Annotated in this window: 9 protein-coding genes and 1 riboswitch; of the genes, 3 read left to right on the top strand and 6 right to left on the bottom strand. The window is 74.4% G+C overall.

Translation table 11 applies throughout. From position 1 onward, the window contains the following. Positions 1 to 2: 2 nt before the first annotated feature. Genes AB0A74_RS15015 through AB0A74_RS14995 form a run of 5 tightly spaced genes read right to left on the bottom strand, consistent with a single transcriptional unit; the run spans position 3 to position 5,521 of the window. Positions 3 to 758: an ECF transporter S component gene (locus AB0A74_RS15015; protein ID WP_358249640.1), complete on the bottom strand. Its 756-nt coding sequence runs from the start codon at positions 756 to 758 to the stop codon at positions 3 to 5. Next, entirely contained in the window at positions 755 to 2,353 is a 1,599-nt protein-coding gene (locus AB0A74_RS15010; RefSeq protein ID WP_358249639.1) for an ATP-binding cassette domain-containing protein, read from the bottom strand. The genes AB0A74_RS15015 and AB0A74_RS15010 overlap by 4 nt, the downstream gene beginning before the upstream one ends. Continuing rightward, positions 2,350 to 3,387 (bottom strand): CbiQ family ECF transporter T component, encoded by a 1,038-nt coding sequence (locus tag AB0A74_RS15005; protein WP_358249638.1) that lies wholly within the window; start codon positions 3,385 to 3,387, stop codon positions 2,350 to 2,352. The genes AB0A74_RS15010 and AB0A74_RS15005 overlap by 4 nt, the downstream gene beginning before the upstream one ends. Next, positions 3,384 to 4,235, bottom strand: a complete 852-nt coding sequence (locus AB0A74_RS15000) for a hypothetical protein (protein WP_358249637.1) — start codon at positions 4,233 to 4,235, stop codon at positions 3,384 to 3,386. Before AB0A74_RS15000 ends, AB0A74_RS15005 begins: the two co-directional genes overlap by 4 nt. After that, entirely contained in the window at positions 4,232 to 5,521 is a 1,290-nt protein-coding gene (locus tag AB0A74_RS14995; RefSeq protein ID WP_358249636.1) for a peptidase, read from the bottom strand. The genes AB0A74_RS15000 and AB0A74_RS14995 overlap by 4 nt, the downstream gene beginning before the upstream one ends. Before the next feature lie 89 nt (positions 5,522 to 5,610). Then, a riboswitch (cobalamin riboswitch) is annotated at positions 5,611 to 5,728 on the bottom strand. Positions 5,729 to 5,896: 168 nt separating this feature from the next. Here AB0A74_RS14995 and AB0A74_RS14990 point away from each other — a divergent pair. From AB0A74_RS14990 to AB0A74_RS14980, 3 genes are all read left to right on the top strand, one after another. After that, positions 5,897 to 7,093: a cytochrome P450 gene (locus tag AB0A74_RS14990; protein ID WP_358249635.1), complete on the top strand. Its 1,197-nt coding sequence runs from the start codon at positions 5,897 to 5,899 to the stop codon at positions 7,091 to 7,093. A gap of 68 nt (positions 7,094 to 7,161) precedes the next feature. Next, complete coding sequence (locus AB0A74_RS14985) at positions 7,162 to 8,112, top strand: DMT family transporter (RefSeq protein ID WP_358249634.1); 951 nt, start codon at positions 7,162 to 7,164, stop codon at positions 8,110 to 8,112. Between the two features lie 113 nt (positions 8,113 to 8,225). After that, positions 8,226 to 9,404, top strand: coding sequence for a S8 family peptidase (locus AB0A74_RS14980; RefSeq protein WP_358249632.1), 1,179 nt, complete (start codon positions 8,226 to 8,228; stop codon positions 9,402 to 9,404). Positions 9,405 to 9,455: 51 nt separating this feature from the next. Here AB0A74_RS14980 and AB0A74_RS14975 read toward each other — a convergent pair whose 3' ends face one another. Beyond that, positions 9,456 to 16,079: a type I polyketide synthase gene (locus AB0A74_RS14975; protein ID WP_358249630.1), complete on the bottom strand. Its 6,624-nt coding sequence runs from the start codon at positions 16,077 to 16,079 to the stop codon at positions 9,456 to 9,458. Positions 16,080 to 16,094 lie beyond the last annotated feature (15 nt).

Raw genomic sequence — 16,094 nt, 5'->3', positions numbered from 1 at the left:
GGTCAGGCGAACGCGGCCTTCCGGGCCGCGCGCCGCAGCGTCCGCAGCAGCACCGGACCGGTGACCAACACCAGGACCACCGTCGTCACCGCCCGCCCGATGTCCCACCCCAACGACGTCGCCACGCTGAACCCGGCCAGCCGCACCAGGTTGTCCACCAGCGGCGCGCCCGGCACGTACGACAGGCTCGTGCTCTCCGCGCTCAACGCGAACGGCCAGAACGACAGGTTCAGCAGCAGCCCGTACACCAGCGACGCCAGCGCGCTGTAGACCGCCAGCACCGTCAACTCGACTCGTCCCCGCAGCGGAGGCAGCAGACCAGCCCCCAGGGCGACCCACGACGACGCCAACATCTGGTAGGGCAGCCACGGCCCGATGCCGCCGGTCAGCAACGCCGACGCGAACAGCATCGTGTTGCCCAGCACGAACCCGAACCCCGGCCCGAACACCCGCCCACCGAGCACGAGCAGGAAGAACACCGTCTCGATCCCGGCCGTCCCCGCGCCCAGCGGCCGGATCGCCGCGCCCAGCGCCGACAGCACGCCCAGCACCGCCACGGCCTTCGCGTCCATCCCGCCGGAGCTGATCTCGGCCAGCGCCACCGCCAGCACCAGCGGCAACAGCAGCGCGAAGAGCCACGGGGACCGCACGCCGCCGGCCCCGGGCGTGACGAACAACGGCCAGCAGAAGGCGACCACGCCCAGCACCGCCGACCCGGCCAGGGCGACGGCCGCCCGCGCGCGAACCGGGACGCTCACCGGGCCGCCAACGCGTGCGCGACCTCGGCGACGGTCAGCCACGGCTCGGGCGCGAGCACCTTCGCCACCTGCGGCGAGAACGTCGGCGACGCCGTCACCACCTCACCGGTCGGTCCGTCGGCCACGACCTCGCCGTCGGCCAGCACCACCACGCGGGTCGCGTACTCGGCCACGAACTCGACGTCGTGGGTGGCCAGCACCACGGCGTGCCCGGCGGCGGCCAGCTCGCCCAGCGCCTCGGCCAACCTGGTCTTCGCCGGGTAGTCCAACCCGCGCGTGGGCTCGTCCAGCAGCACCACCCGCGGCGACGGGGTCAGCGCCACCGCCAGCACCAGCGCCAGCCGCTGGCCCTCGGACAGGTCACGCGGGTGCCGGTCGTCCGGGATGCCCGGCGCGAGCCGGTCCAGCAGCGCGCGGCACGTGCCCGCCGGCTTCGCGGACTCGCGGTCGGCCTGCCCGCACTCCGCGCCCACGGTGTGCAGGTACAGCAGGTCACCGGGTTGCTGGGGCACCAACCCGACCGCGCGGCGGCGCGGCGCGGGCTTGAGCGACGCCGGGTCCACGCCCTCCACCAGCACCTCGCCGCCGGACCGCTTGCCGGTGCCCTGCACCGCCCACAGCAGGCTGGACTTGCCCGACCCGTTGCGCCCCATCAACGCCACCCGCTCACCCGCGCCGACCGCGAGCGACACGCCCCGAACCGCCTCGACCGACCCGTACCGCACCCGGACGTCGGTCGCCCGCACCACCGGCGACCCCGCCACGGGCTCCGCCGGAGACGGCGTGCCGAGCGAGGCGCGCAGGTCGCCGGCCCGCCGCCGCGCGTCGCGGATGGACACCGGCACCGGGTCCCACCCGGCCAACTGCCCCAACCGCACCACGGGCGGCGCGACCGGCGCGGAGGCCAGCACCGGGCCGGGATCGCCCGCGACGACCGTGCCGTCCGCCGACAGCCACGCCACACGGTCGGCGTACTGGGCCACCCGCTCCAGGCGGTGCTCGGCGATCAGCACGGTCATGCCCAGGTCGTGCACCAGGCGGTGCAGGGCGGCCAGGACGTCCTCCGCCGCGCCCGGGTCCAGCGCGGAGGTCGGTTCGTCCAGCACCAGCACGCGGGGGTGGGCGGTGAGGGCCGCGCCGACCGCGACCCGCTGTTGTTGGCCGCCGGAGAGCGTGGTGAGCGGCCGGTGGCGCAGGTCGGCCAGCCCGAGCAGGTCCAGGGTCTCCTCGACGCGCTTGCGCATCACCGGGTTGGGCAGGCCCAGCGACTCCATCGAGTACGCCAGCTCCTCCTCGACCGAGTCGGTGACGAACCCGGCCTGCGGGTCCTGCCCGACCAGGCCCACCACGTCGGCGAGGTCGCGGGGCGGGTGGGTGCGGGTGTCGCGGCCGTCGACCAGGACCCGGCCGCCCAGCACGCCGCCGGTGAAGTGGGGGACCAGGCCGTTGACCGCGCGCAGCAGGGTGGACTTGCCCGCCCCGGTCCGGCCCACGACCAGGCACAGCTCGCCCTCGGGCACCTCCAGGTCCACTCCGGACAGCGCCGGGGCGGGCGCGCCGGGGTAGGTGAAGGTGACGTCCTCGAACCGGATCATGGCCTCTTCCGATCGGCGATCAGCACGGGCGCGAGCGCGCACAGCAGTCCCAGCGCGGGCAGCGGCGGCAGGTCGGGCGCGGTCAACGGGACGGTCGGCATGACCAGGTCCGGCCCCAGGACCGCCGTCACCGCCGCGACCAGCCCGGACGCGACGACCAGCGCCTCCCGCCGCCCCCACGTGTCGGGCCGGTACCGGCTGCGGCGCACGCGGCGCGACCCCGTCCACAGCCCGGCCGCCGCCAGCGCCGTGCCCACCGCGAGCATCGAGAAGCCGGCGGCGCCGTCGTCCAGCAGCGCGTAGGCGCCGACGCACAGCCCGAGCAGGCCGCCCAGCACCAGGAACCCGGTCAGCACGCGGGTCCGGGTGGGCAGGCCCGCGTTGCGGCCGTAACCGCGCGAGTCCATCGCCGCCGCCAGGACCAGGGACCGCTCGAACGCGTCCTCCAGCACCGGCACCAGCAGCAGCTTCACCGCCCGCACACCGCGCACGACGTCACCGCGCAACGCCCGCGCCCGCCGGACCGACCGCGCGCTGGCGACCAGTTGCGGCGCGACGGTCATCGCCACCACGACCGCCACGCTGACCTCGTAGAGCGCGGCGGGCAGCGACCGCAGCAGCCGCTTGGCGTTGGCCAGGGCGTTGGCCGCGCCCACACAGCACAGCAGGGTGGCCAGTTGCAGGCCCTGGCACAGCGCGAAGACCAGGCCCTCGGCGGTCAGCGGACCGCCGAGCCGGATGCCGCGCGCCCAGTCCGGCAGCGGCACCTCGGGCAGGTCCAGCAGGACGGTCGGCCCGTCCACCCCGCCCAAGAAGACGTGGAACAGGACCCGGACACCCAGCACGGCCAGGCCGAACCTGAGGAACACGCCGTAGGAGTCCGCCCACGGGGTGTCCTCGCGGCAGGTGACGGCGACGAACCCGGCGACCGCGACGACCAGGCCCAGCACGACGGGGTTGGTGGCCCGACTCGCGACGACCGCCAACCCCAACGCCCACAGCCACCACGCGCCGGGGTGCACGGCCCCACTCACGAACCGCTGCCGCCGGCCGACTCGGCCCGCCGCCGGGCGACCCACCAACTCGCCGCGCCCAACGCGGCCATCACGCCGATCCCGACGATCAACCCGACCGGCACGCCACCGCCCTCGGACGACTGCCCGGCGGTCGGCACCACGCTCGCCGACGCCGCACCGGGACTGGTCGGCTGCCCGGCCTCGCTCGCGGAGGTGGAGGTCGGGCTCGGCGTCGCGGAGTCACCGGGGACCGGCGTCGGCTCGACCGCGCTCGTGCCGCCCGGCTGCCCGGTCGGCTGCGCGGCCCCCGGCCGGCCTGCTCCCGGCTGGTTCGGCGCGGGTTGGCCCGGCGGCTCCGGCTGCGGCTGGGGTTGCGGCTGTGGCTGAGGTTGGGGCTGGGGTTGGGGCTCGGGAGCGGGCGGGGCGATGCCGGGCTGGCCGCCCGCGCCGAACGCCCATCCCTCGACACCGCCGGGCTTCGGGTCGTACCCCGACGCGCCGGCACTGCTGTAGCTCCACGACCCGCCGGGCGTGCCGTGCCAGTAGGACCAGTAGGCCGTGTTCGGCGCGGCGTTCACGCACTGATCACTCGCGGGAGCCCCGTTGATCCGGCACACGAACCCGGGCTGCCGGCTGGCCAGGTCGAAGGCGAACCCCGCCCCGCCCAGCGCCGCCAACCCGCTGGCCGGGTCACCCGAAGCGCACCCGGTCCGCACACCGCCGCCCAACGACCCGAAGTCCACGACCACGGTCACACCGGAACACCCCGCCGCCGACGCCGGGACGGGCGCGCCGAGCAGCACCAACCCCAGCGCCACCAGCGGCGCGGACAACCGGCGGGCGACCGGCGGCGAGAAGACCTTCATCGGCGAACAGGGGCGACGCGGCGGCGGGCCAGCACCAGCGCCAACGCGCCGGCCACCACGAACAGCGTGCCCAGCCACAGCGCGGGCGCGACCGGCACACCGGTGCGGGCCAGCACCTCGGGCTGCTGCGCCTGCGGGCCGGCCGGGGCGTCCGGGGTGGGCGGAGCGCCGACGTCCGTGGTCGGGGCGGTGCAGTCGAGCACGGGCGCGGCGGCCTTCGCCCGCGCCGAGGTCAGGGTGGCGAAACCGGTGCCCACCAGGCCCAGCACGGCCTGCGACGTGGCGCGGTTGGCGTTGGCCGGGGAGAAGCCCTTGGCGTCGTAGGCGATCGCGCCCGCGTTGGCGTCGCCGCAGCCGACCTGGAGCGCCTTGAGGTACGCGACCGCCTTGTCCGCGGCGGCCGTCGAGCCCGCCACGCGCAGCGCCTGCGCGGCCAGGCCGGTGGTGTTGGCGTTGGTCGTGGTGCCCGCGTCACCCTTCTGCAGCACGTCGATGAACCCGCCGTCGGCCTGCTGCTGCTCGACCAGCCACTTCACGCCGGCGGCGGCGACCTTGGCCGGGTCGGCGAGCTTGGCCGGGTCGGCGGCGGCGTCCTCGGACGGGTCGGCGGCGGCCCGCTCGGCCGGGTTGACGGCGAGGAGGGCCTGGACGGCCATAGCGGTCGCATCGACCTGCGGCACGCACGTGGCCGCCTCCAGCTCCAGCGGGAACCCGCCGCCGGGGCAGGCGCTCTTCGCCAGGTAGTCCACGGCGGCCGTGGGCGCGGTGCCGTGCCGCTCCAGCGCGAGGACGGCGAGGGACTGGCTGAAGCCGTTGCTGTAGTCGCCGGGGTAGGGCGACTTGTCGGAGAACCGGCCCGACGCGGTGAGCAGCGACTCCAACCCGGCGATCAGGTCCACGCCGCCGAACGCGGTCGGGTCCTCGCCGCGGACCTGCGCGGCCAGGGCGAGCTTGGCGTAGGAGCCGGCGTAGAAGGTGTCCTTGGGGTCGCCGATGTAGCCGGGCAGCACCGCGGGCTTGGCCAGCCACGCGGTCGCCTTGAGCGCGTTGTCCTCGGCGACACCGGCGGCGGCGAACGCCAGGACGGCGTCGATCGTGCCGCCGTGGTCGGGGTAGAGCTTGCCGCCGTAGTCGACCTCGAACCGCTCGCCGTCGACCAGTTGGCGGGCCAGCCAGCCCGCGCCGGCCCCGGCGGGCGAGGTCGTGACCTGTTCGGCGTAAGCGGGGGTGGCCGCGAACACCGACAGCGCGACGGCGGTGACGGCGGCGGTCCGTCTGATCGACATGGTGCGACCTTTCCGGGGGTGGACGTGAGCGGACCCCGGACAGCCGTGAGACGACCCCCAGGCTCCGACCCGCTGACCTCGACGGGTGTCTGGAGCGTTGCGCGCATGGCAGGCGTTCGGGCTCGTCCGGGTGGACCTACCGTTGCGGGTCAGCGCCGGACTTCGACCGGCTTCCCCCGCACATGCGCGATTGCAGATCGTCTGTCAGACGACACAGCGTGTCAATCCGCCTGTAGCGCGATGCTCCTCACCCTCTGCAACCGTTACCGTCGGTCGATCAATCCTGGGGAAGAGGGGTGTGGGATGGCGACTCTGGCGTCGGTGCGCGACGGCCTTGTGGCGTGGGTCGCACGGCGTTCGATCACGCGTTGGGTCATGGGGAGGATCGGTTCACGCGCGTTGTCGCTGCTCCCGGACCGGGCGCTGGTGCCGTTGAAGCGCGACGGGGTGGTTCCCGTGCCCGAGTTGGAGCGGATGCGCGAGTCCGGCCCGATCCACCGGCTCCCAGTGCCGTTCGGCGTCCGGGTGTGGTTGGTCACGGGCCAGGACGAGGCGAAGAAAGTGCTTTCCGACACAGACGCGTTCAGCAACGACTACGCGCGGCTGGGTGCGGCGGTGGGGCGGGTCGAGCAGACGCCGGGTGGTCTCGGGTTCGCCGACCCGCCGGACCACACGCGGCTGCGCAAGCTGCTCACGCCGGAGTTCACGATGCGCCGGCTGGCGCGGCTGGTGCCGCGCATCGACGAGATCGTGACCGAGCGGCTGGACGCGATGGAGGCCGCCGAGGGGCCGGTGGACCTGGTGCAGGAGTTCGCGCTGCCCATCCCGTCGCTGACGATCTGCGAGCTGTTGGGCGTGCCCTACGAGGACCGGGCGCGCTTCCAGGAGCTGGCGGCGGCGCGGTTCGACCTGTTCGGGGGTGCGACGCAGGCGCTCGGGGCGATCTCCGAGTCGCTGAAGTACATGGAGCAGATCGTCCGGCGGGAGCGGAGGAACCCCGGTGACGGGCTGATCGGCATGATCATCCGCGAGCACGGGGACGAGGTCAGCGACGAGGAGCTGGCGGGCCTGGCCGACGGCGTGCTCACCGGCGGGTTCGACACCACCGCGAGCATGCTGGCGCTGGGCGCGATCGTGCTGATGAGCGACCCGGAGGCGCGGGCGCGGATGGCCGACGACGACGCGGCCGTTGGCCCGGTGGTGGAGGAGCTGCTGCGGCACCTGACGGTCGTGCAGGTGGCGTTCCCGCGGTTCGCCAAGCACGACATGGTGATCGCGGACACGCCGATCCAGGAGGGCGACGTCGTGGTGGTGTCGCTGGCCGCGGCCAACCGCGAGGGCCTGGACAAGCTCGACTTCGACTCGGCGCGCAAGGTGTCGCAGCACCTGGCGTTCGGCTACGGCGCGCACCGCTGCGTCGGGGCCGAGCTGGCGCGGATGGAGCTGCGGGCCGCGTACCCGGCGTTGCTGCGGCGGTTCCCGCACCTGCGGATGGCCGACGAGCGACCGCCGTTCCGCACGGCGTCCATCGTGCACGGTGTGGAGGCGTTGTGGGTCCACACGCGACCGTGAAGTAGCGCTTAACGCGACTCAAGGAGCTTTCACTTTTCGTAATAGGTGCCGTGGGGCACCTTGAAGGCATGACGAGTCGATCGGTGCTGCGGACGGGCGTCCTGGCGTTGTTGTGGGGGTCCTGCTTCCTGTGGATCGAGCTGGCCCTGACCGGCCTGACGCCCGTCCAGATCACCGTGATCCGCTGCGCGCTGGGCGCGGCGGTGCTGCTCGTGCTCGCCCGCGCGGGTGGTCAGCGGCTGCCGCGCTCGCCGCGCACGTGGGGGCACCTCGCCGTGGCGGCGCTGTTCTGCAACGCGCTGCCGTTCGCGTTGTTCGCGATCGGGCAGCAGAGCGTGGACTCCGGGGTCGCGGGCGTGATCAACGCGACGACCCCGCTGTGGTCGCTGCTCATCGGCCTCGCGTTCGGCCTGGACCGCGACCTGCGGCCGGTCCGGTTGACCGGGTTGGCGCTGGGCTTCGCCGGCGTGGTGCTGATCTTCGCGCCGTGGCGGCAGAACGGCCTGATGAGCCTGGGCGCGCTGGCGTTGCTCGGCGCGGCGGCCAGTTACGCCGTCGCCTTCACCTACATGGGCCGCCACCTGGTCGGCAAGGGCGGTCCGATGGCGATCTCCGCCGCGCAGTTGACCACGGCGACGGCGTGGAGCGCGCTCGCCCTGCCCACCTCCGGTCCGGCGCACCCCAACGCGACCGCGGTCGTGGCGGTGGTGGTGCTCGGGATCTTCGGCACCGGGGCGACCTTCGTCCTGAACTACCGGATCATCGAGGACGAGGGCCCGACGGCCGCCGCGACGGTCGGCTACCTGTTGCCGGTGGTGTCCGTGGCGCTGGGCGCGATCGTGCTGGGCGAGCCGCTGACGGTCCGGATCGTCGTCGGGATGGCGGTAGTCCTCGCCGGTGTCGCCATGACCCGCCTGGCGGCTCCCCAGCGGCCACAAGACGGGTCCGGTCCTCACCAGTTGCCGGTTTTGTCCACCCAGCGTGAGCGTGGCGGCGGCTATTCAGTGGATGACCGTTGACCGGCGGTGAGACGCTGATCAGGCTGCTGGGTTGAACCCCGGACGAGTGAAGTCCGCTCCGTCAACCCTGCGGCGGAGCGCACGCGTCCGCGGGTGACCCGAGGAGCCGATCAGTGCGCCCTGCCATCAGAACACTCGCCGTCCTCGCCTCCGCCGCGACCGCCGCCACCATGGCGACCGGTCTCGCGAACGCCGAGCCGCACCAGGCGCGGATCGTCACGGCCGCCGCGACCGCGACGGCCACGCCGATCAAGGACAGCTACATCGTCACCGTCGACCGCTCCGCCCGCGGCCTCACCGCCGCGGCCACGGCGGCCGGCGTCACCCCGACCCACGTGTACGACTCCGCGTTCACCGGGTTCGCCGCCAAGCTCACCCCGGGCCAGTTGCGCAAGCTCAGCCGCGACCCGTCGGTCAAGCTGATCGAGCAGGACATGGTGGTCACCGACGCGCTCGACGCCACCCAGACCAACCCGCCGTCGTGGGGCATCGACCGCATCGACCAGCGCAACCTGCCGCTGTCCAACAGCTACACCTGGAACGTCAACGGTTCCGGCGTGCACGCCTACATCATCGACACCGGCATCACCCCCGGCCACCCGGACTTCGGCGGCCGGGCCACGTTCGACTACAACGCCATCGACAGCAACAACACCGACTGCCAGGGCCACGGCACGCACGTGGCGGGCACCGTCGGGTCGAACACCTACGGCGTGGCCAAGGGTGTCCGGCTGCACGGCGTGAAGATGATGAACTGCTCCGGCAGCACCACCACCTCCGCGGCCATCGCGGCGATCAACTGGGTGACCGCGAACGCCCAGAAGCCGGCCGTGGCCAACACGTCGTGGAACTACCCGGCCACCGCGAGCCTGGAGACCGCGATCCGCAACATGATCTCCTCCGGCGTCTTCCTGGCCACCTCGGCGGGCAACACCGGCGCGAACTCGTGCGACCGCCTGCCGCGCAAGGTCGAGACGGCGTCGGTGGTGGCGTCCTCGGAGCGGACCGACGCCCGGTCGTCGTTCTCCAGCACGGGCGCGTGCGTCGACCTCTACGCCCCCGGCGGCTCGATCGTCTCGACGCTGAACACCGGCGGCAGCGGCGCCAAGTCCGGCACGTCGATGGCCACCCCGCACGTCGCGGGCGTCGCGGCGCTCTACAAGGCGCGTTACGGCGACGCGTCGTCGGCGACCGTCCACAACTGGATCAACAGCACCGCCACGCCGAACGTGGTCAGCGGCGGCACCACGGGCGGCACGGTCAACCGCCTGCTGTTCACCAACGCCCTGTGATCGTCCCCGGCGCGCGGGGGGACCAGCCCTCACCCCGCGCGCCGGGGAACCCTACGGCCCCAGGACCTTGGCCAGGTGCTCGGCCAGCACGGTGACGTGGGGGAGGTCCACCATCGACAGGTGGTCACCGGGCACCGGCACCACTTCCAGCTCCCCGCACGCGTCCGCCCAGCCCAGGTCGTCGTCCTCCTGGCGGCGCAGGTAGCGGGGGTCCAGGACGGTGGTCAGCGTCTCCCGGTCACAGGCCCGGTAGAACACCACCCGCCCCGGGAAGCGCCGCGGCGAGTACCGCTCGGCGGCGCGGGCGTCGAGGTAGGACGTCTTCTGGTGCCGCAGGGCCCCGGCGGAGATGCCGACCTCGGCGGCCACCATCGCGGCCAGCACGGCGTCCACCTGCCCGACGTCGTCCAGCCCGGCCAGCTCCGCCCACGGCAGCTCGACGTCGGCCCCGTAGGTGTCGCGGATGTGCCCCACGAACCGCTCGAACCGGTGCCGCACCAGCTCTTCCGGTGACACGTCGGGCGCCGGCAGGGGCCGCACGGTGTCGATCATGACCACGACGTCGACCGCGTCACCGGCGTCCAGGAGCTGACACGCCACCTCGTGCGCCAGGCACCCGCCGAACGACCACCCACCGAGGACGTACGGCCCTTCGGCCTGGACCGACTTGACCAACTCGACGTACCGCCGCGCCTTCCCGGGGATGTCCGGCACGTCGTCCACCCGCTCGTAGCCGTAACAGGGGCGGTCGCCCAGCAGTCCGACCAGCGGCTGGTACACGCTGGTAGGCCCACCGGCCGGGTGGAACAGGTGCAACGGCGCCCCCACGCCTTCCCGCAACACCCGAACCGTCCCACCAGCGACCTCGAACGCCTCCCGCACCCTCTCCGCAACACCCTCCACGGTCGGCACGACGAACACGCCGCGATCCACGCCGGCGACCCGCTGCGCCATCAACCCAAGCAGCTCGGGCCGCACCCCTTCGGGAATGACGTCATGCACCCCACCCACGAACCCGAGCCGCGCACACAACCCGCCCAACCACCGCTCCACCGGATCCCGCGGCCCCACCACCCCATCGCTTCGCCGGTAGCCGCCGGTCGCACCGCTTCGCCGGTCGCCGCCGGTCGCACCGTATCGGCGGTCGCCGCCGTCTTGTCGGTCCCCCGTGGGAGAATGGTGTCGGGGGCCGGAGGCCGCGCCCGCCACCAGGTCGTCCAGGCTCGCGCCCTTGAGCAGCAGCGGGATCGGCAGCGTCACCCCCAGGTCGTGCTCCACCGCGTTGCGCAGCCGCATGGCCATCAGCGAGTCCAGCCCGAGCGAGGTCAACGGCACCGCCGGGTCCACGTCGTCGCACCCCAGCACCCGCGCGACCACCGCCGCCAACCGGTCCTCCGCCGGCCCGTCCGCCACCGCCAGGAACCCGGAGAAGAACGGCCGCCGCCCCAACTCCGGGAACAGCTCCACCACCGCGCCCCGGTCGAACCGCACCACCCCGGTCGCCCGCCGCCCCGACCCGAGCACCGCCTCCAGCGCCCGCACCCCCTCCGCCGGCGACAACGGCCGCAGCAACGGGTTCACCACGTCCTTCGCCCGCCCGACCCCGCTCCACGCGCCGTACTGGACGGTCGCCGCCGGCACCCCGTCGGCCCGCAGCCGCGCGGCGAACGCGTCCAGCCACGCGTTGGCCGTGGCGTAGGCGGCCTGGCCCGGCGACCCGACCAGCCCCGCCGCCGACGAGAACATCACGCACCAGTTCAACCGGTGCCCGCGCGTCGCCTCCGCCAACGCCAACGCCCCGCCGATCTTGGGCCGCAGCACGGCCGCCACCCCGTCACGGGTCAACCGGTCGAGCGGCTCGTCCACCAGCACCCCCGCCGCGTGCACGACACCCCGCAACGGCACCCCGCCCCGCACCGCCGCCTCGACGGCCCGCCGCGCGGTCCCCGGCTCGGCGATGTCCCCGGTCACCACGACCACCTCGGCCGCGAGCCGCGGAACCTCCCGCGCCGTCCGCCCGCACAGCACGACCCTGGTCGCGCCCCGATCCGCCAGCCACCGCGCCGTGACCAGCCCCAGCGCGCCCAACCCGCCGGTGATCACATACGCGCCCGGCGCCACGCCGAAGTCCTCGGGCAGGTCGACCGGCCGCAGGCGGGCGACGTACCGGACACCGTCCCGCCACGCCACCTCGTCGTCCGGCAGGTCGGCGGCCAGCTCACGGGCCAGCACCCCCGGATCGTCAACGTCCACAATGGACGCTCGCAGGGTCGGCCGTTCGAACGCCATCACCCGCACCGCACCGCGCAACGCGGCCTGGTCCGGCACGCCCGCCTCGCCGTCCCGCACCGCCGCCGCGTTGCGCGTGACCACCCACACGCGTGGTCCGCTGGTCGCGGCCAGCCGGTGCAGGTCCTCCTCGACGTTCCGCGGCACGAACACGACGCCGTCCACGGGGATTCGCGGGTCGCGGGTGACCCGGTGGCCGGCGCGGGTCAGGGCGTCGGCGAGGTCGTCGGCGTCGCCGTCCAGCAGCCAGGTGCCGGGGGAGTGGTCGGCGGGGGCGTCCGCGCGTTCCCAGCGGTGCTCGACGGTCAGGCCGGTGAGCTGCTTCGCCCGGACGCCCAGGACTTCCAGCAGGAGGTCGCCGTTCTCGGCGAACAGGCGGACGTCGCCGGTGGCGGTGGTGGCTTCGGCGGTGTGGGCGCGGCGGGGGTCGCCGTGCAGGCGGACCGTGCCGATGCCGGTCGGCAGTTTGGGGCCGGTGACGGTCGCGGCGGCGGCGAGCGCGTGCAGGCAGCCGTCGAGGAGCGTGGGCGGCAGGTGGAAGTCGCGGTCGGGGCCGTCGGGGCGGCGCATCCGGCAGGTGGCCACGCCGTCGCCCGCGCGTGCCTCCACGACGGTGCGGAAGGAGGGGCCGTAGTTCATGCCCGCCGCGTCCATGGCGGCGTACAGGTCGGCCGTGTGTCCACTGTGGACTGTGCTGGTCGGTGTCGGATCGCCGGTGGGCGCGAGGGTCGCCGTGGCGTGCCGGACCCACCGGCCGTCGCTCTTGGCGTGGACCTCGACCGTGCGGCCGGTGAGGGTGGTGGTGATCGGGACGTGCGCGGCGAGGGGGAGGAGGCGGTCGAAGGTGACGTCGCGGACCTCGTGCGGGGCGCCGAGGACGTCCGCCGCCGCGAGCGCGAGTTCGACGTAGGCCGCGCCGGGCAGCACCGGGACGTCGTGGACGCGGTGGTCGGCGAGCCACGGGTGGGCGTCGAGGCCGACGTCGGACTGCCAGGCGTGCACGCCGGAGGGGAGTTCGACGTGCACGCCCAGCAGCGGGTGGCCCGCCGAGGTGGTCGGGGGCGTGGTCCAGTGCTCGCGGTGGTGCCAGGGGGCGGTGGGGACGTCGGTGACGCCGGTGGCCGGGACCGCGCCGTGCAGGTGGAGCGCGGTGAGGTTGGCGTGGAAGGTGCGCAGGTCGTCGGTGTCGCGGCGCAGGGTGCCGACGAGGGTGGCGTGGGGCGCGGTCTCGGCGATGGCCGGGAGGGCGACCGGGTGCGGGGACACTTCGAGGAACGTGGTGAACCCGTCCTCGACCGCCGCCGCGACGGCGTGCGCGAAGCGGACCGGTCGCCGCATGTGCGCGGCCCAGTAGTCGGGGGTGAACGGCGGCAGCCGCCGGGGGTCCTCCATGACGGTGCCGTAGATGGGGATGCTCGGCTCCGCCCCTTCGGTCCCGCGCAACTGCTCTCGGAGTCGCCCCAACACCGGTTCGACCGCGGGGGAGTGCCCGCTGGTGCGCAGGGGCAGGATCCGCGCCGACCCGCCCGCCGCCTCGACCCGGGCGACGAGCGCCCTGAGCCGGTCCATCGGTCCCGCCACCGTGCAGCGCCGGGGCGCGGCGTGAACGGCGACGCACAACTCCGGGTCGTCCACCTCCTCGGGGCTCAGCTCGACGGCCGCCATCCCGCCGTCGCCATCGACGTCGAGGGAGTCCAACAGGCGGGCGCGCGTGGTGACCACCCGAGCGGCGTCCGCCAACGTCAAGGCCCCGCTGACCACCGCCGCCGCGACCTCGCCGGCGGACTGCCCCACCACGGCCGCCGGCCGAACGCCACAGGCCCGCCACAGCCGAGCGAGCGCGATCTGCACCCCGAAGAGGACGATCTGACCGTCCCCCAATCCCCTTGTAGGATTGTTGATCAATCCCCTCACCGACCAGGGCGCCAGCAGCCGATCGACTTCGTCGACGGCGGCGGCGAAGACGGGTTCGCGGGCCAACAGGTTGCGAGCCATGCCGGGCCATCCGGACCCGAACCCGGAAAACACCCACACAACCCGCCCATCCCCCCGCGCGACCCGCTCAACCCCTCGCCGCCCCTCCGCGACCTCACGCAACCCGCCGACAACCGCCGCGAGCCTGCCGCCGCCAGCCGGTCCCGCGTCACAGCCGGCCGCCACGCCCGTTTCGCCGTAGCCGTCCGCGCCCGCCTCGCTGTTGCCGTCTGCGCCCGCCTCGCCACCGATGGACACGGCCGCCGCGAACGGCTCATCCCCGCGCCGCCGGGCGAGCGTGGCCGCGATCGCGCGCAAGTCCGGCCCACCCCGACCGGTCCCGCCCTCATCCCCGCCCGCCAACCAATCGGCCAACCGAGCGGCATGGCTGCGCACCCGCTCCTCCGTAGCCCCGGCCACGACCAGCGCACCCGGCCCGTCCACGGACCCCAGCACACCCGGCCCGCCCACGAACCGCGGCGCGCTCTCTCCCGGCCCCTCCTCCAACACCACGTGCGCGTTGGTCCCGCCGAAGCCGAACGACGACACCCCCGCCGTGATCCGCCCCCCGTACCGAGGCCACTCCCGCACCCCCGTCACCACCGCCAACCGCGTGAAGTCGATGTGCGGGTTGGGTCCGTCGAAGTGCAGCGTCGGCGGCAGCACCCGGTGGTGCACCGCGAGCACCGCCTTCACCAACCCGACCACACCCGCCGCCGCCTCGGTGTGACCGAAGTTCGACTTCGCCGACCCCACCAGCAACGGCCGGTCCGCCGGACGCCCCACCCCCAGCACCGCGTCCAACGCCCCCGCCTCGATGGGGTCGCCCAGCAACGTCCCGGTCCCGTGCGCCTCCACGTACGACACCGACGCCGGATCCACCCCGGCCTCCGCGTACACCTCCCGCAACAGCGCCTCCTGCGCCGCCGGGTTGGGTGCCATCAGGCCGTTGGACCGGCCGTCGGAGTTGACCCCGCTGGCCCGGATCACCGCGAGCACCCGGTCACCGTCGCGCCGCGCGTCGGACAACCGCTTCAGCACGACCGCCGCGCACCCCTCGGCCCGGGCGATCCCGTCGGCCGACGCGGAGAACGGCTTGCACCGCCCGTTCGCCGACAACAACCCGGCCCGCGCGAACGCCGCCGTGACCGCGCTGCCCAGCACCACGTTCACCCCGGCGACGATGGCGGCGTCGGTCTCACCGGACCGCAGGCTGCGCACGGCGTGGTGGACGGCGACCAGCGACGACGAGCACGCCGTGTCCACCGCCGTGCTCGGCCCCCGCAGGTCGAGCAGGTAGGACACCCGGTTGGCGGCGATGCTCAGCGCGCCACCGGTCGCCGTCCACGGTTCGACCCGACGCGGGTCCACGGCCTGCGCCGCGCCGTACTCGCCGGTCGAGATGCCCACGAACACCCCGGTGCGCGTGCCGCGCAGGGAGGAGGGCGCGATCCCGGCGTGGTGCAGCGCCTCCCACGAGACCTCCAGCACCAGCCGCTGCTGCGGATCGACCGCCGCCGCCTCACTGGGCGCGATCCCGAAGAACTCGGCGTCGAACCCCTTGATGTCATCGAGGAACCCACCCCACGGCGGCACCCCGGAGGGCAACCCGACCCACCGCCCGGCCGGCACGGGCCCAACCGCGTCCCCGCCGGCACAAAGGAACCGCCACAACCCCTCGGCCCCGCTCACCCCACCGGGCAACCGACACCCGACCCCGACCACCGCGACACCCTCAAGCGCCGGCCTCCGGCCCCCGTCTCCATGATCCCACGCCCCACCGACATCCGGGCCGGACGAACCACCCGCCACCCCGCCACCGAACCGCGCGAACGCTGCCCCGCCGACGACCGCTGCGGCCGCTGAACCGCCGCCGGCCGCTGCGGGTGCCGGGCCGCCGCCGGCCGAGGGGAGGCCACCGGCCGCCGCGGGCGCAGGCCCGCCGTTGGTGACGGCGGGCGCTGGGCCGCCGCCGGCCGCTGCGAGCGCCGGGCCGCCGTTGGTCACGGCGGGCGCTGGGCCGTCGCTGGTCGCCGGGCCGCCGCCGGCCGCTGCGGTCGTTGAGCCGCCGTCGGACGCCGCGAGCGCAGAACCGTCGTCGGTCACCGCGGCAACCTCCCCTCCACCGGTCGGCGCGTGGGCGGAGTCGGCGGTTGCTGGAAGGCGGGCGGGGTGGGTGGTCAGGTGGTGGGCTAGTTGGGTGATGGTCGGGTGTTGCCACAGCACGGTCGGCGGTACCGGTTGGCGCAGGTGGTCGCCCAAAGCGCCCGCCAGCACCACCGCGTCCCGCGACGACAAGCCCAGCTCCGCCAGTGGCCGGTCCACCTCGACCTCCTCCGCCGGAACGTCGGTGGTCTCCGCTACCGCGCGCACCAGCCAGCCACGCAGCTCCGTTTCGGCGGACGCGCTCAAAGGACACCTCCGGGT

Origin of the sequence: Saccharothrix sp. NPDC042600, from assembly GCF_040647305.1 — a bacterium.
Lineage (GTDB): Bacteria > Actinomycetota > Actinomycetes > Mycobacteriales > Pseudonocardiaceae > Actinosynnema > Actinosynnema mutabilis.
Note: the sequence above shows the minus strand (reverse complement) of the source record. Positions and strands in the feature narration are given on the sequence as shown.

Coding starts and splice junctions, on each gene's coding strand:
- AB0A74_RS14985 (WP_358249634.1), top strand. CDS start 7,162: ATGACGAGTCGATCGGTGCTGCGGACGGGCGTCCTGGCGTTGTTGTGG.
- AB0A74_RS14990 (WP_358249635.1), top strand. CDS start 5,897: ATGGGGAGGATCGGTTCACGCGCGTTGTCGCTGCTCCCGGACCGGGCG.
- AB0A74_RS15010 (WP_358249639.1), bottom strand. CDS start 2,353: ATGATCCGGTTCGAGGACGTCACCTTCACCTACCCCGGCGCGCCCGCC.
- AB0A74_RS15000 (WP_358249637.1), bottom strand. CDS start 4,235: ATGAAGGTCTTCTCGCCGCCGGTCGCCCGCCGGTTGTCCGCGCCGCTG.
- AB0A74_RS14995 (WP_358249636.1), bottom strand. CDS start 5,521: ATGTCGATCAGACGGACCGCCGCCGTCACCGCCGTCGCGCTGTCGGTG.